Origin of the sequence: Dietzia sp. UCD-THP (genome assembly GCF_000349585.1) — a bacterium.
In the GTDB taxonomy this organism is placed as follows: domain Bacteria; phylum Actinomycetota; class Actinomycetes; order Mycobacteriales; family Mycobacteriaceae; genus Dietzia; species Dietzia natronolimnaea_A.
This window is the reverse complement of record NZ_KB714668.1, coordinates 104,491-125,879: the sequence shown is the minus strand read 5'-3', so window position 1 is coordinate 125,879 and position 21,389 is coordinate 104,491. Positions and strand designations below refer to the sequence as shown.

At 65.1% G+C, this 21,389-nt stretch carries 22 protein-coding genes; 16 read left to right on the top strand and 6 right to left on the bottom strand.

All coding sequences use genetic code 11. The features are described from left to right. Positions 1-34: 34 nt before the first annotated feature. The 6 genes from H483_RS37735 (at position 35) to H483_RS37710 (ending at position 6,349) form a co-directional block, all read left to right on the top strand. Positions 35-682, top strand: a complete 648-nt coding sequence (locus tag H483_RS37735) for a DUF305 domain-containing protein (RefSeq protein WP_031265420.1) — start codon at positions 35-37, stop codon at positions 680-682. Positions 683-761: 79 nt separating this feature from the next. Next, positions 762-1,634: a F510_1955 family glycosylhydrolase gene (locus H483_RS37730; RefSeq protein ID WP_238556428.1), complete on the top strand. Its 873-nt coding sequence runs from the start codon at positions 762-764 to the stop codon at positions 1,632-1,634. An 86-nt stretch (positions 1,635-1,720) separates the two neighbouring features. Further along, positions 1,721-2,950 carry an Ig-like domain-containing protein gene (locus H483_RS37725; RefSeq protein WP_371204944.1) on the top strand — a complete coding sequence of 410 codons (1,230 nt, stop codon included), beginning with the start codon at positions 1,721-1,723 and terminating at the stop codon, positions 2,948-2,950. 377 nt (positions 2,951-3,327) lie between these two features. After that, entirely contained in the window at positions 3,328-3,537 is a 210-nt protein-coding gene (locus H483_RS37720; RefSeq protein ID WP_007625927.1) for a heavy-metal-associated domain-containing protein, read from the top strand. A gap of 86 nt (positions 3,538-3,623) precedes the next feature. Further along, positions 3,624-5,996 carry a cation-translocating P-type ATPase gene (locus H483_RS37715; protein ID WP_017838596.1) on the top strand — a complete coding sequence of 791 codons (2,373 nt, stop codon included), beginning with the start codon at positions 3,624-3,626 and terminating at the stop codon, positions 5,994-5,996. After that, positions 5,993-6,349, top strand: a complete 357-nt coding sequence (locus tag H483_RS37710; RefSeq protein ID WP_017838595.1) for a metal-sensitive transcriptional regulator — start codon at positions 5,993-5,995, stop codon at positions 6,347-6,349. Before H483_RS37715 ends, H483_RS37710 begins: the two co-directional genes overlap by 4 nt. A gap of 840 nt (positions 6,350-7,189) precedes the next feature. Here the strand turns inward: H483_RS37710 and H483_RS40650 are convergent. Further along, a complete protein-coding gene (locus H483_RS40650) occupies positions 7,190-7,417 on the bottom strand; it encodes a hypothetical protein (RefSeq protein WP_241737405.1) in 228 nt (75 codons plus the stop codon). A gap of 48 nt (positions 7,418-7,465) precedes the next feature. Here H483_RS40650 and H483_RS37700 point away from each other — a divergent pair, with 48 nt between their 5' ends. Both H483_RS37700 and H483_RS37695 read left to right on the top strand, forming a co-directional pair. Further along, on the top strand, positions 7,466-9,406 hold the full coding sequence (locus tag H483_RS37700) for a heavy metal translocating P-type ATPase (protein ID WP_017838594.1): 1,941 nt from the start codon (positions 7,466-7,468) through the stop codon (positions 9,404-9,406). Positions 9,407-9,537: 131 nt separating this feature from the next. Next, a complete protein-coding gene (locus tag H483_RS37695) occupies positions 9,538-10,008 on the top strand; it encodes a CueP family metal-binding protein (protein ID WP_007625919.1) in 471 nt (156 codons plus the stop codon). A 75-nt stretch (positions 10,009-10,083) separates the two neighbouring features. Here H483_RS37695 and H483_RS37690 read toward each other — a convergent pair whose 3' ends face one another. Continuing rightward, positions 10,084-10,473, bottom strand: a complete 390-nt coding sequence (locus H483_RS37690; RefSeq protein ID WP_007625918.1) for a heavy metal-responsive transcriptional regulator — start codon at positions 10,471-10,473, stop codon at positions 10,084-10,086. Between the two features lie 92 nt (positions 10,474-10,565). On the opposite strand from H483_RS37690, the gene merA reads away from it, so the two are divergent. The 6 genes from merA (at position 10,566) to H483_RS37660 (ending at position 16,491) form a co-directional block, all read left to right on the top strand. Continuing rightward, on the top strand, positions 10,566-11,960 hold the full coding sequence (merA, locus tag H483_RS37685; protein WP_017838593.1) for a mercury(II) reductase: 1,395 nt from the start codon (positions 10,566-10,568) through the stop codon (positions 11,958-11,960). A gap of 81 nt (positions 11,961-12,041) precedes the next feature. Then, positions 12,042-12,605, top strand: a complete 564-nt coding sequence (gene lspA / locus H483_RS37680; RefSeq protein WP_081615258.1) for a signal peptidase II — start codon at positions 12,042-12,044, stop codon at positions 12,603-12,605. A gap of 604 nt (positions 12,606-13,209) precedes the next feature. Further along, positions 13,210-13,776, top strand: coding sequence for a copper chaperone PCu(A)C (locus H483_RS37675; RefSeq protein WP_227022070.1), 567 nt, complete (start codon positions 13,210-13,212; stop codon positions 13,774-13,776). Positions 13,777-13,782: 6 nt separating this feature from the next. Next, positions 13,783-15,039: a Dyp-type peroxidase gene (locus H483_RS37670; protein ID WP_017838590.1), complete on the top strand. Its 1,257-nt coding sequence runs from the start codon at positions 13,783-13,785 to the stop codon at positions 15,037-15,039. 176 nt (positions 15,040-15,215) lie between these two features. Next, entirely contained in the window at positions 15,216-15,860 is a 645-nt protein-coding gene (locus tag H483_RS37665; RefSeq protein ID WP_017838589.1) for a thioredoxin domain-containing protein, read from the top strand. After that, on the top strand, positions 15,844-16,491 hold the full coding sequence (locus tag H483_RS37660; protein ID WP_017838588.1) for a vitamin K epoxide reductase family protein: 648 nt from the start codon (positions 15,844-15,846) through the stop codon (positions 16,489-16,491). The genes H483_RS37665 and H483_RS37660 overlap by 17 nt, the downstream gene beginning before the upstream one ends. 181 nt (positions 16,492-16,672) lie before the next feature. Here the strand turns inward: H483_RS37660 and H483_RS37655 are convergent, their stop codons facing one another. Genes H483_RS37655 through H483_RS37650 form a run of 3 tightly spaced genes read right to left on the bottom strand, consistent with a single transcriptional unit; the run spans position 16,673 to position 17,846 of the window. Continuing rightward, complete coding sequence (locus H483_RS37655; RefSeq protein ID WP_238556435.1) at positions 16,673-17,467, bottom strand: SURF1 family protein; 795 nt, start codon at positions 17,465-17,467, stop codon at positions 16,673-16,675. Beyond that, positions 17,464-17,631, bottom strand: coding sequence for a hypothetical protein (locus H483_RS39785; RefSeq protein ID WP_159981201.1), 168 nt, complete (start codon positions 17,629-17,631; stop codon positions 17,464-17,466). The genes H483_RS37655 and H483_RS39785 overlap by 4 nt, the downstream gene beginning before the upstream one ends. Positions 17,632-17,645: 14 nt before the next feature. Continuing rightward, the gene (locus tag H483_RS37650) at positions 17,646-17,846 is read right to left on the bottom strand and encodes a hypothetical protein (RefSeq protein WP_017838586.1); all 201 of its coding nucleotides are present in this window, start codon (positions 17,844-17,846) and stop codon (positions 17,646-17,648) included. A gap of 446 nt (positions 17,847-18,292) precedes the next feature. Here H483_RS37650 and H483_RS37645 point away from each other — a divergent pair, with 446 nt between their 5' ends. Beyond that, positions 18,293-18,670 carry a hypothetical protein gene (locus H483_RS37645; protein ID WP_017838585.1) on the top strand — a complete coding sequence of 126 codons (378 nt, stop codon included), beginning with the start codon at positions 18,293-18,295 and terminating at the stop codon, positions 18,668-18,670. A 761-nt stretch (positions 18,671-19,431) separates the two neighbouring features. Here the strand turns inward: H483_RS37645 and H483_RS37640 are convergent. Further along, positions 19,432-20,202 (bottom strand): M23 family metallopeptidase, encoded by a 771-nt coding sequence (locus H483_RS37640; RefSeq protein ID WP_017838584.1) that lies wholly within the window; start codon positions 20,200-20,202, stop codon positions 19,432-19,434. A 479-nt stretch (positions 20,203-20,681) separates the two neighbouring features. Here H483_RS37640 and H483_RS37635 point away from each other — a divergent pair, with 479 nt between their 5' ends. Further along, positions 20,682-21,377, top strand: a complete 696-nt coding sequence (locus H483_RS37635; RefSeq protein WP_017838582.1) for a M23 family metallopeptidase — start codon at positions 20,682-20,684, stop codon at positions 21,375-21,377. Positions 21,378-21,389: the final 12 nt, after the last annotated feature.

Here is a 21,389-nt window from a genome sequence, read left to right as displayed (position 1 = left end):
GGCCCAAAGGTCCGCAGAAGAAAAGGAACCTCAGATGAATCGAAAGAAGCTTGTGATCACCGCCGCTGCCGCCGCGGTCCTGCTGGGACTGTCCGCCTGCACCAGCGACGAGACCGACACGGCCAGCGAGACCACGACCGCCGTCGAGACCACTGCGACCAGCGGGAGTTCGACCACCGAGCAGGCAGAGGAATCAGCTCAGCATTCCGAGGCTGACGTGATGTTCGCCCAGATGATGATCCCCCACCATGAGCAAGCCATCGAGATGAGCGACATCATCTTGTCCAAGGATGATGTCCCCGCCGACGTCACCTCGCTGGCCGAGGAGATCAAGGCGGCCCAGGGGCCCGAGATCGCGCAGCTGACCGACTGGCTTGAGCAGTGGGGCGAGCCGACGCAGCCCGAAGGCATGGACATGGACATGGGCGGTGACCATGACATGGCGCAGATGGAGGGCATGCTCTCCGATGAGGAATTGCAGCAGTTGTCCGACGCTCCCGGCCCTGAGGCTGCCGAGTTGTTCCTTAACCAGATGATCGCCCACCACGAAGGTGCCGTGGCCATGGCCGAAGACCAGGTGGAGAACGGCACGTACCCGCCGGCTGTCGATCTGGCGCAAACCATCATCGACACCCAGCAGCAGGAAATCGACACCATGCGGCAGTTGCTTGACCCCATGTAGAAAACGAAGCCTTGTATACCCGGCGGGGTCGATGGCAGTCCGACCCCGCCGGAGACCGTCTGGGCATCAACACATTTTCTTGTCCCTGCCAGAAACGAGATACGCATTCATGCTTTCGCACCGAAAGCGGGCCTGGGCCTCAATAGCCATCCTTGCATCGGCTCTCATCGCGACCGCGTGTTCGAGCCCGCAGCAGACGCCAGCACCCGAATCCGGGGACGCCTCATCGACGGTCGGCACCGCATTAACACCCGCGCTTGACCATGTGCACGGACTCCACCTCGATGCTGAGGGAAGGGTGCTGGCCGGCACGCATACGGGGCTTTTCGTCCTCAACCCCGATGGCGCGACCACCCGCGTCGGCGACGCCGACGACGACTTCATGGGGCTCACAGGCGCGCCCGGGACGGATAACCTCTACGCTTCGGGCCATCCTGGCCCGTCAAGCTCCGCCCCCAATCCTCTCGGACTCATCGAGAGTGTCGACGGCGGCCAGTCGTGGGCGACGAAATCCCTCTCCGGCGAAGTCGACTTTCACGCCCTGACCACTGACGGAAACACCCTTGTCGGATTCGACACCGCCAACGGAATTCGAACGTCCACCGACTCGGGCGTCAGTTGGACCGACGGCATCGAGATAGCCGCGAGAGCATTGGCGATTACCGACGAGGGCATCTGGGCCACAACCGCAGGAGGCCTACAACTCAGCACCGACATCGGGCGCACATTCGCATCAGTACCAGCTGCTCCCGAACTCCTGCTGATATCTGCAGCCGAAGACGGCACCCTCTGGGGGATCGATACCGACGGCACCGCCTGGCGCAAGAACGTCAACGACGATGAGTGGCAGCAGGGACCAGTTGTCGGTGATGTCGAAGCCATCATCGCCGCGGACCAGGACACTGCCTACGCTGCTGATGGACGGTCATTTCATACATTAACGATTCCCTGAAACGTCGTCGGCGGCGCAAACCAAGGCCGACCGAAGACGGAATGGAAACTACCGGTCAGAACGCATACGAACTCGAGGGAGAAGTGGTGAGGAAAGAAGCGATGCTCGCAGGCGGAGCCGCACCAGAGCGCACACCGGCGAAACGGCTTGCCTCGGTCGCGGTGGCCTTGGTGGCCGCAGTAGGGCTGAGCGCGTGCACGATCGGAGATACCGAGGACACCTCGACGGCCGCTGCACCGAAAGAAGCCCCCGCCGCTGCGGCCGTCATTCACACCTCGTTCGAAGATGGGACAGTGGCCGCGACGCCGCGGGAACCGATCGTCTTGGATGTGACAGACGGTGCGTTCGACGATGTCACGGTCACAAACGAAGAAGGCCGCGAGGTCGAAGGCGAGTTTAACGCGGAACGCTCCCAGTGGCGCACCACCGAGACTCTGGGCTACAACCGGGATTACTCGATCGAGGCGAGCGCTACTAACGACGACGGTGAGACGATTACAGACTCGTCCTCGTTCAGGACCGTGGTCCCGAACTCGACCACCAGCGCGAGCCTGGTGACCGGTCAGGGCCACACGGTAGGTATCGCGCAGCCGGTCGCGGTGCGTTTCGAGTCCGCCGTCGGCGACCGTAAGGCCGTCCAGGACGCCATCGAGGTCACCACGACCCCCGCCGTCGAAGGAGCCTTCTACTGGGTGTCGCCCTCGGAGGTTCGCTGGCGCCCCGCCGAATTCTGGGCACCGGGCACCGAGGTCGACGTCGACGTCAACATCTACGGCACCGATATGGGCGAAGGCCTTTACGGAGCCCAGGACGCAAACAGCAACTTCACGATCGGCGATGAGGTCATCACCACGATCGACGACAACACCAAGACAATGACGACCCGAATCAATGGCGAGGTCGTCAGCAGTAGCCCGGTCTCACTAGGAAAGGCATCGACACCCACCCCGAACGGCACCTACTACATCGGCGACCGATACGAATCGCTCATCATGGATTCATCGACGTTTGGTGTGCCGGTCGACTCGGCCGACGGCTACCGGCTTTCAGTCAACTGGGCCACCCAGATGTCCTACAGCGGGATCTACGTCCATGCCGCCCCATGGTCCGTTGAACAACAGGGCTTCACCAACGTCAGTAACGGCTGTATCAATGTCACCGACGCCTACGCCAAGTCGTTCCAGAACAGCAGCAACCGGGGCGACGTGGTCAAGGTCATCAATACCGTCGGACCGACGCTTCCCGGGACCGACGGGCTGGGCGACTGGAACATCCCGTGGGAAACCTGGCGTGCTGGAAATGCCGACCTAGCCTAAGAGGCCCTCGGCCAGGGTTCCGAACAATTGGTTGCGGATACAGACATGGCCGGGTGTTGGCCTGCGTTAATACGCGTCGCCCGTCTCTATGACGAACTGCTCGACTGCGGCAGCAAGGGCCTGGTTCGCGCTGCACCGCCAGCACGGTGAGCTCGTCTCCGCGCTTCCAAAGACCTTGCCGCCACGGCTCTTGCGCCCGCCTACTGGTCAATCCATACGGCGTCCGGGCGATCAGAGTGCAGGCGGAGTGAGCCGCGGACACAAGCGAACATCACCCTTGACCACTACCCCTACGGGGTATAGGTTCATTGGTGTTCGGATTGATCCGAGCCATCGGATGTCTCAACGAACTACACCCGTCAACGGAAGGAGCCGTCATGGCTACCAGCACCAAGGAGTACACCGTCCAGGGCATGACCTGCGGACACTGTGAGTCGTCGGTCAAGGAGGAAGTCGGCGAAATCGCGGGCGTCTCCATGGTGGAGGCCTCGAGCAAGACCGGAACGGTGTCGGTCTCCGGCGAGGGCTTCACCGACGAGCAGGTCGTCGCCGCCGTCAAGGAAGCCGGCTACACCGTCACCTCTTGACGCGAAGCGATCTCGCCAGCCCCAGCAGCTGGCGAGATCCCTGGCCCCGAGCACACCACCCGTTCACCGTGAAGGATTGATCCTCGATGACCCAGACTCAACCCTCCCAGATGCACCCCGCGGTGGATCTGATCGACATAGATCTGGGCGTCACGGGCATGACCTGCACTTCGTGCTCGGGGCGGGTCGAGCGCAAGCTCAACAAGCTCGACGGGGTGGACGCCACGGTCAACTTCGCCACCGAGTCCGCGTCCATCTCCTTCGACCCGAGCAAGGTCGACACGGACGCGCTCATCGAGACCGTGCGCGGTGCGGGATACGACGCGTTCACGATGAAGAATGACGACGACCAGGCTGTGGACGCAACTTCCGCAGGTGGCGGCGCCGGTCCCCGAGACCAGATCGAGGAGGCCAGGGAACGCGAGACCGCAGACCTCAAACACCGTCTGATTGTCTCGGCTGCACTCACGGTCCCGGTGGTCTTGCTGAGCATGATCCCGGCACTGCAGTTCACCAATTGGCAGTGGGCCGTGCTGACCATGGCCACCCCCATCTTCTTCTGGGGAGGCGCACCCTTCCACAAGGCCACCCTCGCCAACCTGCGGCACGGCTCGTTCACCATGGACACGCTGGTCTCCATGGGCACGGCGGCCGCCTACCTCTGGTCACTGTGGGCACTGTTCCTCGGCAACGCCGGCATGCCCGGCATGACCATGGAAGTGCATCTGCTGCCCACAAACTCCACGATGGACGAGATCTATCTGGAGACCGCCGCCGTGGTGATCTCCTTCCTGCTGCTGGGCCGCTGGTTTGAAACCAAGGCCAAGGGGCAGTCCTCCGCCGCACTCAAGGCGCTCCTCGACATGGGAGCCAAGGACGCCGCCGTCCTCCGCGACGGCGTCGAGGTCCGCATCCCCGTGGGTCAGTTGAAGGTCGGCGACATCGTCGTGGTGCGCCCGGGCGAAAAGATCGCCACCGACGGTCGCGTCACCGAAGGTTCGTCCGCGATCGACGAGTCCATGCTCACCGGCGAATCCGTCCCGGTTGAGGTCACGTCCGGCTCCACGGTGACCGGCGCAACCATGAACACCTCGGGAAGACTGCTGATCGAGGTCACCCGCACCGGCGAGAACACCACACTGTCCCAGATGGCCAAGCTGGTCACCGAGGCGCAGTCCAAGAAGGCCCCGGTCCAACGACTGGTCGACCGCATCTCGCAGGTCTTCGTGCCCATCGTGATCGTCATCGCGATCATCACCCTGCTCGTGCACTTGTTTGTGGTGGGAGCGGGACTGGCCACCGCGTTCACCGCCGCCGTGGCCGTGCTCATCATCGCCTGCCCGTGCGCACTGGGCCTGGCCACTCCCACCGCACTCCTGGTCGGTACCGGCCGCGGCGCCCAGATGGGACTGCTCATCAAGGGGCCCGAGGTCCTAGAGTCCACCCGGCGCGTCGACACCATCGTCATGGACAAGACCGGCACCGTCACCTCCGGAGTGATGTCCGTCAGCCAGGTCACCACTGCCGCCGGATTCGACCGGACGGATCTGCTGGTCAAGGCCGCTGCGGTGGAGGCCGCGTCCGAGCACCCGATCGCCCAGGCCATCGCCCGCGAGGGTGCAAAGAGTCTGGCGGGCGAGGGCCCCGTGGCCGACAGGGAGGCCGGATCCGCCATTCTGCCGGAGGTCACCGGGTTCACCAATACTGCAGGCCGTGGCGTCACGGGCACCGTCGACGGTGCCGTGGTGACCATTGGTCGCCCTGAGGGCTCCCTGCCGGCGGACCTGCGGACCGCGTTCGACGATGCCCAGAAGCAGGGCGGCACCCCTGTGGTCGCCCAGATCGACGGCACCGTCGCGGCCGTGATCACCGTCCGCGACACCGTCAAGCCCACCTCCGCCGAGGCGGTAGCCGGACTCAAAGCTCTCGGATTGACCCCGTGGCTACTCACCGGCGACAACGCCGGAGCCGCACGTGTCGTGGCCAGCGAGGTCGGCATTGATCCGGCCAACGTGATCGCCGAGGTCATGCCCCACGACAAGGTCGCCCAGATCGAGAAACTGCAGGCCAAGGGCAAGAACGTCGCCATGGTCGGCGACGGCGTCAACGACGCGGCAGCTCTCGCCCGGGCCGAGCTCGGACTGGCGATGGGCGCCGGCACGGACGTGGCGATCGAAGCCTCCGACATCACTCTGATGAACGACGACCTGCGATCCGCCGTGGACGCGATCAGGCTGTCACGCCGGACCCTGGGCACCATCAAGGGCAACCTATTCTGGGCGTTCGCCTACAACGTCGCACTGATCCCCGTCGCTGCGATCGGACTGCTCAATCCCATGCTCGCAGGCGTCGCAATGGCGTTCTCGAGTGTGTTCGTGGTGACCAACTCCCTACGCCTGCGCGGGTTCACCTCAAGCCACGCGACCCCCAACCACGACCAGACCAGGAGCCAGCAATGACGGATACCCCGGACCTCGCCATCGACCCTGCAGCCGAGCACGATGCCGAAGCCGCTGGCTGCGAGACCCACAGTCACCACGGCTACATGAAGGAAAAGGACCGCTACAAGGCCCGGCTCAAGCGGATCGAGGGCCAGGTGCGGGGCATCCACCGCATGATCGATGAGGAGCAGTACTGCATCGACATCCTCACCCAGGTCAGCGCCATCAATTCCGCACTGCGCAACGTCGCCCTCGGCCTGCTCGACGACCACATGCGCCACTGCGTCGCCGACGCAGTGAACGAGTCCGACGAGGCCGCAGAGATCAAATTCAAGGAAGTGGCCGACGCCATCGCCCGCTTCTCCCGCTAAGCGGGGGCGGGTAGGTGCATGGGAGGCCCCGGCAAGGTCGCGAGCAGGATGCTTCGCGGATGTAGCCGAGCCCCGAAATTCGGTGAACACGCCTCACCAACATACCCCGTTGGGGTATAGTTTGCGGGTGGGAAAGCCAATGAACTCGCACGGCAGAAACCAGGAGAGAACATGACATCTGATCGAATTCAGGATCCGGTCGACGCCGCCGGTTAGCTCGACGAACTCGCGGGCCCTATCCCGGGCTGGCAACCCGGTTGTTCCAATCGTCCCAGGCCATCACCGCAGGTCGTCACCGAAAAAGCCTTCGGGTTCGAGCAATGTGGCTACGGAGTCGGGCCAAAGGCAGCTCACCCTGGCCCACGCCCTTGGGCGCCCGAAAGACCAGCAGCGGCGGAGGGTGCTTCCATCGTTCCGAGCGCCCTAGAAGGGAGCCGCCATCATCGTGGCGCCAGCCCGAACCACTCCCCTGACGAACATCTTGAGCAAACCTTCACACAATCTCCACCACAATCCGCTGGCTCACCCACGATCCTGACTGTCGGCCGGACCCCAGAACGCCAGGACGTGCGTCATCACCGACGGGAACGGCGATCCTGGGATGGGCGGTGTCACGAACGTGGTCGGCCGAGCACAGATGTCAGCACGATTCGATACCCTGCGGCGGTATCGGCTCGTGGCCCGGAGCAACTGCTACTTGGCCCCACGGGAAGAGATGTCCATGACCCCTAGAACACATCATGCGCTAGGGCTCACCGCTGTCAGGGAATCATGTTCTTGCTGTTTCACTCCCTCGAAACTCCTGCATATCGAAGCTGCCGGACGCATGCCGCTCGAAGATCACGCCAACCAGGTGGCAATGGACAAGACGGAAGGGACCAAATGAATCAGTCGCACGATCATCATGACCACGCCCACAGTCACGGATCCGGCGGAGCCGCGGCCGGGCACCTCAACGAGCGAGACACGGCGGTAGCTGAGCACCATCACCCGGACGGGCCCCAGGAGACGACGGGCCACGCCCATGCGGGGCAGCATCACGCTGGCCATGAAGACCATGGCGGTCATGCCGGGCACGGAGACCATGTCGGGCAGTTCCGACGTTTGTTCTGGATCATGCTCGTCTTGGCGGTGCCGGTGGTCGGCTTCAATGACATGTTCGCCGACCTCATCGGTTACCAGCTGCCCGACGCCGGATGGGTGCGGTGGGTCTCCCCCGCCCTGGGCACAGTGATCTACCTCTGGGGCGGCCGGCCGTTCCTGACCGGCGCGCTGTCCGAGGTCCGCGCTCGTCAGCCCGGCATGATGCTCCTGATCGGCTTGGCGATCACCGTGGCGTTCATCGCCTCCTGGGGCGCAAGCCTGAGCTTGTTGGATCATGAGCTGAACTTCTGGTGGGAACTGGCGCTGCTGGTAGTCATCATGCTGCTGGGCCACTGGATCGAGATGCGCTCCCTGGCGCACACCACCTCTGCACTCGACTCCCTGGCGGCACTGCTACCCGATGAGGCCGAGAAGGTCGACGGCGACGACGTGGTCACCGTCGCACCGGCCGATCTGGCGGTCGGCGACGTCGTGATTGTCCGCCCCGGTGCTTCTGTGCCCGCCGACGGCAAGATTATCGACGGCTCGGCCAGCATGGACGAATCCATGGTCACCGGCGAGTCCAAGGCGGTCCGCCGTGAGATCGGCGAGCAAGTGGTCGCCGGCACGGTGGCCACCGACTCCGGCTTGCGCGTCGAAGTCTCCGCAATCGGTGACGACACCGCGCTGGCCGGAATTCAGAAGCTGGTGGCCGACGCGCAGGCATCCTCCTCGCGTGCCCAGCGCATCGCCGACACCGCGGCCGGCTGGTTGTTCTGGTTCGCCCTCGCATCGGCGGCGATCACCGCTGTCATCTGGAGTGTTCTGGGGATGCCGGATGCGGCGGTGGTGCGCACGATCACCGTGCTGGTGATCGCCTGCCCGCACGCCCTGGGATTGGCGATCCCGCTGGTGGTCTCGATCGCCACCGAACGCGCCGCCCGCGGCGGCGTACTGATCAAGGACCGCCTCGCGCTCGAATCGATGCGCACCGTCGACGCCGTCCTGTTCGACAAGACCGGCACCCTGACCAAGGGCGAACCCACCGTCACCGGAATCGAACCGATCGAGGGACACACCCAAGACGAGGTACTCGCCCTCGCCGCGGCGGCCGAGAGCGACAGCGAGCACCCGCTCGCCAGAGCCGTGGTCGGGGCCGCAAGGGCCCGCGAACTGACCGTGGCGAAGGCGACCGACTTCTCCTCCTCGCCAGCTGTGGGCGTGAAGGCCACGGTGGAGGGCACCGTGGTCGAGGTCGGCGGCCCCTACCTGCTCGATCAGCACGCACGCGATGAACTGCCCGTCGCCGATCAGTGGCGTACCGAGGGCGCGATCATCCTGCACGTCCTCGCCGAGGGCCGGGTGATCGGCGCGCTGCGGTTGGCCGATGAGATCCGGCCCGAGTCCCGTGACGCCGTCGACGCGCTCCATGCTGCCGGTGCGCAGGTCGTCATGATCACCGGCGATGCTCAGGCCGTCGCTGACACCGTCGCCGCCGAGCTCGGCATCGACCGGGTCTTCGCCGGGGTCCGGCCAGAAGACAAGGCCGCCAAAGTCGCCCAACTCCAGCACGAGGGCCGCAAGGTCGCCATGGTCGGCGACGGGGTCAACGACGCGCCCGCACTGGCCCAAGCCGATGTGGGCATCGCCATCGGCGCCGGGACCGACGTGGCGATCGGCTCCGCCGGCGTCATCCTGGCCTCATCGGATCCCCGCTCTGTGCTCTCGGTCATCGAACTCTCCCGGGCGAGCTACCGCAAGATGAAGCAGAACCTGTGGTGGGCCGCCGGCTACAACCTCGCCGCCGTGCCTCTCGCCGCTGGAGTGTTGGCTCCGGTTGGATTCGTGCTGCCCATGAGCGTCGGCGCCATCCTCATGTCGCTCTCAACAGTCGTTGTCGCTCTCAACGCCCAACTGCTGCGCCGCCTCGACCTGCGTCCAGAATCCGTCACAAGAGCGATGGAGCGAGGATAAACACGATGAACACCAGACACCACTCGCGGCGACGAGTCACGTCCGCTTTCCTTGCTGCCGCCGCGTTGACTCTCGCCGGCTGCTCGACCGGACCGTCCGAGAGCGCTTCGACAGAACCACCCGTCACCTCGTTGGAGTCCTACGGCCTCGCCGGTCTCGATGCGACCCAGATCATCGAGAAACTCGACACCATGCCGGTGGCCGATAGGCCGGATGATCTGATCGCCTCGGTGCAGCCGAACGAACTGGCCTTGACCAGTGGCGATGTGAGCCTCGCAACGATGCCTATGCCAGATGACCAGTTCTATCTGTCAGTGGCGCCCTACAACACCAGCACCCACCCCTGCCAGTTCCACAGCCTGACCACCTGCCGCGGTGAGATGGCCACCGAGGAGGTGCACGTCACCATCACCGATACCGCCACCGGAGACACCCTCATCGACGAACCACGCACCACCTATGACAACGGCTTCCTCGGATTCTGGCTACCGCGAGACATCACTGCCACGCTCACCATCGATTACGACGACAAGTCGGCCACTATTCCGATCGCCACCGGAGACCAGGACCTCACCTGCCTGACCACCATGAGACTCGCCTGACAACCCCCCCGCCGGGTCGCGGCCACCGGCCGGCAGGGAAGGAGGTGCGTCCCGCATGGGCCACAGCACCGACAGTCAGAGGTAGCGGCAGATCGTCTCGGCTTGGCAGGTCGCAGGGTCCACTGTGCGATTGGCGGACTGGAGCTGGGCGACTGCCTGACGCAGCTGCAAGAGGTCGGCTATCTGCTGGTCGATCTCGTCCAGTCGAGTCACCAGGAGCGTGTCGACGTGAGCGCAAGGTGCCTGTCCGTCATCGCGAATCCGGAGGATCTCACCGATGCGGGCAAGCGATAGTCCCGCGCTCTGGCCCCGCCGGATAAAATCGAGCCGGGAGATGACGTGCTCGGGGTAGTCACGGTAACCGTTGAGGGTTCGTTGTGGGGGCGGGAGCAGGCCCACGGATTCGTAGTAGCGAAGGGTTTTCGGAGTGGTGCCCGCCGTGGCAGCCAGTTCGCCGATCCTCATTGAAATTACCGCTCCTTCGAGACCGCCTGGTTTGACCTTCCAGTGCGCTGGAAGGTCCATCCTAATGAGCGAAGAAAGAGAGGGGCCATCTGATGGAACCGGGTTTCGAATTCGATTTGGCGGTGGTGGGCTCCGGCGGGGCAGCCATGGCGGCCGCTATCACCGCTCGGCAGGCCGGCAGGACGGTGCTGGTGATCGAGCGCGGCACCATCGGCGGCACCTGCGTGAACATCGGGTGCGTCCCGTCCAAGACGCTGCTGGCCGCTGCCGGCACCCGCCAGGCCGCACTGACCAATCCCTTCCCCGGGGTCCCCACCCTTGCCCGGGACGTTGATCTGGGAGCGCTGGTCAAGCAGAAGGACCAGCTGGTCACTCGACTGCGAGAGACCAAGTACGCCGACGTCGCGAACGCCCATGGCTTCGAAATCCGCCGTGGGGAGGCTTCCTTCCTCGATCCCGACACTCTGGTGATCGATGGGGATCCGGTGGCGGCCGGTTCGGTGGTACTGGCCACCGGAGCAGAACCGGCACTACCGAAGGAGGTAACCGGGCTGGACGAGGTGGAGCATCTGACCTCGACCACCGCCATGGAATTAACTGAACTGCCCGACTCCATGATCGTCATCGGCGGTGGCTACGTCGGTATCGAACAGGCCCAACTCTTCGCCCATCTGGGCACCCGGGTGACCATCATCGGCAGGATCACCCCTGCTGCCGAGCCGGAACTGGTCGCCATCCTTCGCCAGGCCCTGGCCCAGGACGGGATCACGGTGGTCGAAGAGCACGCCACCTCTGTCGACCGGCAGCACGCACAGGTCACAGTCCGCACCGCTTCGGGCCGCAGCCACTGCGCAGAGCGTCTACTGGTGGCCACCGGGCGTCGCCCGTCCACAGACCGCCTCAACCTGCCAGCCGCAGGAATCACCACCGACCCGGACGGATTCATCCTCGTCGACGAGCATCAGCGCACCACCAACCGGCGCGTCTTCGCCGCCGGTGACGCCACCTCGGCACCCCAGTTCGTCTACGTCGCTGCTGCCACCGGAAAAGCCGCCGCCGCCAATGCCCTTCGCACCGATCCGCAGGGCCCAGGCGAGGTCGTCGACTACACCGGACTGCCAGCGGTGATTTTCTCCCGCCCCCACCTGGCCACCGCCGGGCTCACCGAGGCCGCAGCCCGGGCCGCCGGGCACCGCTGCCAAACCCGGGTGATGAGCTTCGAAGACCTGCCGCGCGCCTTAGTCGACCAGGACACCCGCGGGGCGATCAAAATGGTCGCCGAAACAGAAACCGGAAGAATCCTCGGACTCAGCGCCATCGGAGACCACGCCGGAGAAATCATGCTCGCGGCGACCTACGCCATCACAGCCCGGATGACCACCCGCCAGATTGCCGACATCTGGGCCCCGTATTTGACCACTTCTGAAGTCCTGCGCCTGGTCGCAGGCACCTTCCACACCGAACTACCCACCTCCTGCTGCGCCTGAACACCGCCTCCACGTGGGGGCTTGGCCATTCGCGATCGAGGTATCCTGCCGCCTGGGCTTCGAGTCGAGGAGGATGACGTCATGCCGAAGGACGTCAATCCCGTTACTGAACCACCCCACCAAAGCGAACAAGGTGCCCTGGCGCGAACTGCTCTGGTCGTCTCCGTCGTACTGCTGGCCACGGCGGACCTCGGAGCTAAGACTTGGGCGGGCGGAGCACTGGCCGACGGCCATACGGTGGACCTGGGACTAATGCAGCTGCGCCTGGGCTTCAACTCCGGGGTGGCGTTCAGCCTCGGCGATGGCCTTCCCGCCGGCGTCGTTCTCGCCATCACTGGACTCATCATCGGTGCGCTGGCGATCTTCGCCTGGCGGGCCACCCGCACCGCAACGCGCACAGTACGACTGGCGCTGGCCCTGATCCTGGGCGGAGCTGTGGCCAACTTCATCGATCGCGCCACCGACGGGGTGGTGACTGACTACCTGCACACCGGTTGGTTCCCTACCTTCAACCTCGCCGATGTCTTCATCACCGGTGGCGCTGTGGTGCTGATCGTGGCCACCCTTACCGGCCGCGACAGGATCGAGGTGTGGGAGACGCCAGAAGTTGCGGCCCGGCAAGTCAGGGGACCTCATGACAACTGAGGTGGCCGCGGCAGCATCGGCCTTGTGGTTCGGTCTCGTGGCCGCGTTCGGGGTGCGCTCCTAGCGCCTCCATCAGAGCACCGCTTTCGCCGACCTGCGCGACCTGCGCGGCCTGCGCGGCCTGCCCGGATCAGTCGAGTGGTTGAGGTGGGAGCTGGTGACGTCAGGTCTTGCGTGCCGACCGCGAGACGAGTCCGAGTTACACCGAGATTCTGCGACAGATGCTCACAGTGGCTGACCCACGCTCAGGGCGGCAGCGCTATCCCCGCTGCATTTCCGCCGATCCCGAGCCCGCTTGGTCGGCAGCCAGTCGATGCAGTTGCGCTCGCCTCTAGTTCGGCCGTACCTGACTGCTCAGGTGCCGACGTGGCCGCACCCGGCCGGTGCGGTGGCCGGCTCTGTCGTTTCTACAACCCACCCACGGCCGGTGGGTTGGACCAAAGCGCGGCATTATAGAGTCCTGGCTAGCCGTTGCAGCCCGAAACGCGCCGTAAATAATCCACGCCGGTGCGACGCTCCGTTTGGACAACAGGGGCGGTCGCGGTTCAGGTGCGTGGAGTTACATGGATGTGAGTGAGCTATGCGTAGGACTCCCTTCGTCGCGGTGATCGCCGCGGTCGCCCTGGGCCTGGCCGGGTGCACCTCGGAGAACACCGAGACCGGGACGGAGACGACCGCAGCCTCGACCGTCGGCGCGGCGCCCCTTGTGGTGGAGGATGCGTGGGTCAAGGCCACTGATGTCAATGGGGGCACTGAACACGGCGAGGCCGCCACTGGTGACCCCGGTTCTGCTGACCCGAATGCGCACGGCGACGGTGGCGCGATGGCACCGGTGTTTGGGATCGTGCGGAATCAATCCGATGAGGATGTCCGCTTGGTCGAGGTGGCCTCCGTGGTCTCCGGTGAGGCCGAGTTGCATGAGACCGTCTCGGGGGCGGCGGGTGGCTCGATGATGCAGGAGCGAGAGGGCGGCTTTGTCATCCCGGCAGGTGGAGAGCTTGTGTTCGAGCCTGGCGGGAACCACATCATGCTGATGGGCGTGCACGAATCGATCCGCACGGGTCAGGATGTCGCCGTGACCCTCACATTGGAGAACGGCGATACGAGCGAGATCGTCGCCTCCGCGCGGTCGTTCGAGGGGGGCAATGAGCAGTACCAGGGCGGAGAGTGACCGGCAATGGGTGACAGTAACGGCCGCTCGGCGTTGAATCGCAGATCCTTCCTGGTCGGCGGTGCGGCTCTCACCGGTGGTGCCGCTGTCGCCGGAGGAGCTGCGGGGTGGGGAGTTGGTGGGCGCACCGCGACCGCGCGGACCCCTGATCGCGACGCGATAGCCAACTCCCGGGCCGTCGGCGCGGCCACCGAGCCTTTCCATGGTGACCGTCAGTCCGGCATCACCACGGCGCCGCAGGCGCATGCGGCGTATATGGCATTCGATCTGCGAGACGGTGTTCGCCGCACCGACCTCATCGGCGTACTGCGAGCTTGGACGCAGGACGCGGCCCGGCTCACGCAGGGGCGCGGCGGTCTGGCCGACCTGCAGCACGAGTTGGCTGAAGGACCGTCCCGGTTAACGGTGACCATCGGCTTCGGCCCGGAGCTGCTCGGCAAGATCGGTCTTGGAGACCGCACCCCGGAGTGGTTGCAGCCGCTACCGGACTTCCCGCAGATCGACCGGCTCGAGGACCGGTGGTCCGGCGGCGATCTGCTGCTGCAGGTCTGTGCCGACGATCCGCTCACCGTCGCCCACTCGGCCCGGATTCTGTCCTCGGGTGTTCGCGACGCGGTTCTTCAGCGGTGGGCGCAGCGAGGGTTCCGTCGTGCCGTGGGCACCGACCCGTCCGGGCAGACACAACGCAACCTCTTCGGGCAGATTGACGGCACCGCCAATCCCGCGCCGGCCGATGCCGACTACGACCAGTTGTTGTACTCCGATGGCGCCGACCGGCGATGGATGCGGGGCGGTACCTCCCTGGTGCTGCGTCGTATCCGGATGACGATGGACACCTGGGAGGAGATCGAACGGAGCTCCCGTGAGCTCACGATCGGACGGAAACTCGACTCGGGCGCGCCATTGACCGGTGCCACTGAACACGATCCCGCTGACTTCGAGGCGATTGACCAGACCGGGTTGACCGTCATCCCCACCGAGTCACACATGGCCCGGGCTCGGCCGCGGGTCCGGGCCGAGACGATTCTGCGACGACCGTACAACTATGACGATGTCCCGGATTCCGGCCAGATCAGCAATTCTGGTCTGTTGTTCGCGTCCTACCAGGCCGACCCGGTACGTCAGTTCGTGCCGATCCAGCAGCGACTGGCAGAGCAGGACATGCTCAACACCTGGACGGTCCCGATCGGCTCCGCCGTTTTCGCGATCCCACCGGGGTGCCACGAGGGCGGCTACGTCGGCGAGAGCGCATTGGAGGGATAGCCGCACGCAACCACCGGGAGTTACGGTCGCCGTCCCGCTCGATTCGGGTCTGGGCCGCCTTCGTCTCGTGGGTCGATCGCGCTCCGGTTGCCCGCCTCACCGCCGAAGCAACGGCTGCCCGATTATCATCCAGTGATCACGTCGGGGCACGCATGAGTTAGAAAGCGGACAATCTGTTGAGTAAGAATCTGAAGCTCTCGCTAGCGCTGATCACGGCTGCGCTGGTCGTCCTGGTGGTGGCCTTACTGGCTGCCGGGAACGATTCCGGCTCCGAGCAGGCACGTCCTGATGACAGTCCGGGCACCGGAGTGTTGGTGCGTGAGGACAGTCCCCGACTGTCTGAGGGCGGTGACGCCGTCTTCGTTGAGTTCCTCGATTTCGAATGCGAAGCCTGCATCGCGCTCTATCCGACAATTGAGGACCTCCGCGAGCAGTACGGAGACCGGGTGACGTTCGTGGTGCGCCACATGCCCCTGCACGACAACTCTATGGCGGCGGCCCTGGCCGCCGAGGCCGCCGCCGAGCAAGGCCGGTTCGAGGCCATGTACCGCAAGTTGTTTGACACTCCCGAGCAGTGGGGCCACCAACAAACCCCGCAAATGGACACATTTTTCGGCTATGCCGAGGAACTGGGGTTAGATATGGAGCGCTTCGAGAGCGCATACAACGACCCGGCCACCCTCGAGCGCATCGAGCAGAGCAAGCAGGACGGTCAGAGCCTCGGGGTCAGTGGCACGCCGACCTTCTTCCTGGACGGGGAGCGCCTCGAGCCGACCAGCGTCACCGATCTCGAGAACAGCATCAATGCTGCCCTCGAATAGCTCAGCCACCCCGGTCGCACACTCCACCAACGCCGGCCCGGATCAGTACCCCCACCGCAGGCTCGCGGTGGTGCTGATCGTTGGTGGGCTCATCGGCCTGGTCGCGGCGGTAGTGCTGCTGGTGGAGAAGATCGCGCTGATCGAGAACCCGGGCTACGTCCCGTCCTGCAGCATCAACCCTGTCCTGTCCTGCGGGTCGGTGATGACCACCGCGCAGGCCGAGGCCTTTGGCATCCCCAATCCGATCATCGGCATCGCCGGATTCGCCGCCACCACGGCCCTGGGTGCTGCGCTCCTGGCGGGGGGAGCATTTCAGCGCTGGCTGTGGGCCAGCATCCAAGTAGGCGTCACCTTCGCGGTGGTGTTCATCCACTGGCTCATCTACCAAAGCTTGTACAGCATCGGTGCCCTGTGCCCGTACTGCATGATCGTCTGGGCGGTGACCATACCGATCTTCTGGTACTGCACCCTGTGCAATCTTCAGCCACTACGCCGCAGCGATTCGGCGGGTCTTGCGCGCCTCATCGCCGTAGTTACCGAATACCGGGGCGCGATACTTACCGCCTGGTACCTACTTGTCCTGCTGCTCATCACGCACCGCTTCTGGGACTACTGGACCACCCTCGTCTAGAAACGCTCGCCGAACAGCAGATCGCGTTCCGCGAGTCAGTCCTCGGCTCACTCGGGGGCGGCACACCGCAGTCTGCGCAGGCGCTCCCAGATCAAAGCAGCGCACGCCGGATGGCTCTCGGACCCGGTCCCCCGCCCGCTGTCCAACTCCTCGTACAGCTATCGACTGCTGTCGCAGACGATCAGGCGCGGTTGCCTCCACGCGAGCTGCGTCGATACTCGGATGCGAACCGGTCACCGTAGCGATCACGCATGGCCGCCGCTACGAGCCGGTCTGAGTCCGCGGCCTCGTCCGATGGACCATCGTCTCCAACCGTGGCCGCGGGAGGGCCCGACGGGGCCTGCGACGCTGTGGTGTCCTGCCCGGGACCTGCTGCCCGGTTCCCGCCCTTGCGTGGCCGCGCCGCGGCGGCATCGTTGTCCTCGTCGTCCAGACGACGGCGCTGACGTATCTCGCTCCACACGAAGTAGCCCAGGCCGATGGGAGCGAGGACCCCGAAGGCCATCCACTGCAGGCCGTACGACAAGTACGGACCCGACTCGGTGGACGGCACTGGCATCGGTTCCAAAGACCCGGGCTGCCCACCGGCGAGCTGGAGATAATAGGGCGACAAGTCGGTGCCGAGGAGGTCCCCGATGACGGGGGGGTCGATGTTGCGCACCATGTTCCAATCGTGCAGAACGATGGGTTGGGCGGGAGCATCCATCGGGATCCTGAGGCGGGCGATGATGGTCAGCTGGCCCGTCGGCGCGGACGGGAAGTCCGGGACCGCGTTGTCGTCGCCGACGCGGACCCATCCGCGGTTGACGAGCAGGGAGTCACCACTGTCGGTGCGGAATGCACGAAGTGCCTGGTACACGAGTTCACCGTCGACGGACTGCATCCGCAACAGGACATCCTCCATGGGCAGGTAACTTCCGCGCGCAGTAACCAGATGCCACTCGGAATCACCGAGAGATCCCTCCCGCCGGATCACTTCGTCCAACGGAACCGGCCCTGCCACGCTGCTCTCAACGAGCTGGCATTGCGTGCCTTGAGATCCTCGTACTTGTTCAACTGCCAGGGGGCAAGCATCGTGAAGCACAGGTAGGCGAAGAGGCTGATGAACAGAAGGGTGATCAACCATCCCGGCTTGAGCATGCGAGAGAACCGTTTCACCTGCCAAACAGTAATCGTGCCGGCTGTCCGATCACCCTGCGCATCACCACGGCGACGGGAGCCGGCTGCACGGGCCTGTCGGAAAACTGGGCTGACCGGGGGGCGCGCACCTCATTTACGACCTGTCCGGTGCCCTGGTGGTCCGTGATCAGCGTCGTCAGGTTTTCGACCTCCCGCCGATCGAACATGCTCGCCATCGAGCACCGCGCCCAGCGGCGCGCATGTTCATGCGGAGTAGTGACTACCGCTGCGTTCCCGGCCGAGGCCAGAGCCCCGGTGTGTTACGGGCCCGGCGTGGCTGCGCTGGGCGCCTACCTACTGGGCCGCCAGCACCTTCCGGTTGACCGGCGTTCCGCAGAATTCGGTGGTTCTGAAGCCATTCCGGGGTGTTCGCAACGCTGTGCCCTGCACGGGCATGTTGAGGTCTAGCAATTCGTGTCGACTCTGCCCGTGTCACCTAACCCCCCAAGCAGAAACGCGGGACTCATGACCGAATGGGACACTTGAAGAGCGCCCTGGAGTCTCGCCCCCAGCAGCGTCCGGGACCGTAGCCTGATTAGGCGTCGTTGGAGCCGATGACTGCTCGCAGAGCAACGGGCGTGCCAGCCTAGCTGCAATCAGATACCGACCTAGGAGATCAGCAATGATCGCATTGACCACGTGGACGGGCGGCATCCTCACCGCCACCGGACTCATCGCCTACTTCACCACCGGGATGGAGAGTGCCACCTCGCTGATACCGGCGTTTATCGGTGTGCTGCTGCTCATCGCGGCGTTCATCGCGAGCCGCGTCCCGAACGCCAGCCGAGGGGTGATGATCGCAGCGCTCGTCATCGCCGTGCTCGGGGCACTGGGATCTCTCATGCCGCTTGCCGACCTCGGCGCGTTGTTCGCCGGAGATGCAGAGCGGCCTGCTGCGGTAATCGTCAGCGGGATCATGCTGATCGTGCTCGTCGTGTACTTCGTGGCGGGCCTTCGTCAGATCCTGACCACTCGCGAAACGGGGCCAAAAGCAAATTGACAAAGACCCCGGCCTTTCGCGGTGGGGTGAACATCGGGAGGAAGATTCCCGCGGATCGTGAATCGGGGCGCTCGCCTCGCACCGCGGCTGACGCGGGTTGCCGGGGTCGAGAGCGTTCAGGACGTAGTCGGGGGCGCGGGGATCGGCCACGGCAACGTGCTCGGAGAGGTTCTGCTCGCAGCCGTCCTGGACCACCACGTTGGTCGCCATCGAACCGGGGGCCAGGCCCGACGTGTACGGCAGGACGACCTCGACGTACCGGGTAGCCCGTTGAGGTACCGCACGCCCGGCGCGTACGGAGTCCCGTCGGCCCACAACTCCTGCAGCACGAGCGAGCCCGGCAGCATCTGCGTGAGGAGCACCGCAACCAACTCGACGCCGCCGGTGGAGGCGGTAAGCATCTGGTCCGGTCACCGGCCTGCTGATCGAATCCCGTACGACTCAGCTCAATGACCGCGATATCAAGACGGTCCGCGGAACCCCGGTTTTCGCTCCCAGCCGGGACACGCTTCCACGTCGCGCACGCGGCCGGAAACCAGGAACCACTCCTGCCAGCGTTCCGGAGAATTCTCCGGTTCTGGAGTCATTTCGGAGTGGGCGCAACGCCGTGACCTGCAGGGGCTTGTTTGAGATCTAGTAAGTCGGGGATTCCCCGAAGAAATGCACTACCGCGCGGGGTTGCAACGCCGGCCCGGAAATTGGCGAACACCAGCACGCGCTCCCCCGCGGGGAGGCGGTCGGCACGCCCGAAGTGGACGGTGCTAGACGAGGACTCCTTGGGCCGCGAGCCACGGCACCGGGTCGACCCACTGACCGGCGGCGGTCTGTACGCGAAAGTGCAGGTGGGGGCCGGTGGAGTCTCCGCGGTTGCCGACGGTTCCGATCACTTCACCGGCGTTGACCCGCTGGCCGACGCTGACGTAGTTCTGGTCGTTGTGGCCATATTCCAGCAGTTCGCCGTCATCTGTGCGGATGCGGATCCAGATGCCGTACCCGGCGGCGGGGCCAGCGGCTTCGACAACGCCGCTCTTGGCGGCGTAGAGCGGCGTACCAATCGGCGCACCGAAATCAGTGCCGTTATGGAAGCTGCCCCAACGCGAGCCGAACCCCGAGGTGATCACGGCCTCCGTAGGGGCATGTGCGCCGCCGATCTGCGGACTCCCGGCGCTTTCTCCGAGGGAGCCGAGTCCGAGTCCGGCGGCGTACTGCCGGACCTCACTTGGGGCGAGGCCGAACTGCTCCCCGATCCTCTGGATCTCGGCGGGGCCGATGCCGAACTGCTCGGCCGCGGACTGGATCGCCTCGACGACCTGGGCCTGATCGATCGCGACGGGTTGAGCGGCGGCGGCTGGCGCGAAAGCCAGACCAAGGCCGCCCGAGAGGGCTACGCCGACGACGGCGCTACCAACAAACCGCGACACCGTCGCGGTTTCGCTGGCCACACGATGGCGGCCGCCGGCCAAAGTCGCGCTGCGCACGCCCAAACGCTCGGTGAGCTCTGCGACGGTCACGGGCCGGGTGGAGTCGATCATGGGGCTGTCTCCATCGTTCGGGGTGATGTGTTCCCGCGACGTCTAGGCGATGCGGGTGACCGATTTCGTCGGCAACACGACCCAATATAACAACTCGGTATCGATCGTGTCACCCCTCAGCGCGTAATTCGTGATCATCGCCAGCCCCAGTGCGCCCAGATCGACTCCCGGTCGGGGAGAAGTCGTCTCCACCTCGGAAGCTCAGCCAGCGCCTAACCCTGGCGGAGCTGTCACCTCACTGGTCCTCTCTGTGACGGTCGTCTCGGCCGTGCATCTGCCTTGCGACCCGGTTGGTCAGCCACTACCTTTAACCGGGGTCAGGTCACGAAACGATTACGGTTAGACGACGACGGGATTCGGTAGCAGTGGAGAAGCGAGCAGGACCGAAGCACGCCTCTCAGTCGACCAGCCCCCCGCGGCGCCGCCGCGGAGCCCATCGCCGGCCTTCACCGAACAACCACCGCAGTATCGCCGCGGTCGTGGCCCTGGCCGCGGGTGCCTCTATTGCCGCGGCGGCGCCCACCAGTGATCAGCAGATCGTCCTCCTCGCGACCGACGAGCACCCGACCGGTGGCGCCGCTGACGCGCACACCAAAGATGCCCTGGCCGCGACCCCCTCGGCTCCGCTCCCCCTCACCTCCGATGACGCGAACGTGTCAGGCGAGCCGGGACCCACCGCCGCGGGTTTCGTCGCCAGTCTGCAGAGGGGCACCGAACTCAACTACGAGCGTGAGATTGCCGAGGAGCAGGCGCGGCGTCCCGTTGTCGCCCTCCCGGCGGTAGGCGTCTCAACGTCCTCCTTCGGCCCCCGATGGGGCACGTCCCATTCGGGTCTCGATGTCGCCAACGCCATCGGCACACCGCTGTTCGCCGCGACCGACGGAATCGTCATCGATTCAGGCCCGGCCTCCGGTTTCGGCATCTGGATTCGGATCATGTCGCCGGACGGCTTCATGACCGTCTACGGCCACAATGAGAGCAATACCGTTCAGGTCGGTGACACTGTCGTCGCTGGTCAGCAAATCGGCGTGATGGGCAACCGCGGCTTCTCCACCGGCCCACACGTGCACTTCGAGGTATGGGCCGACGGCGGCTCGCGGGCTGTCGATCCGTCGGCATGGCTGGCAGAACGGGGCATCATGGTCAACTCGGGGTCGGGCAGCAGCGCCCTATGACGCCTGAACTCT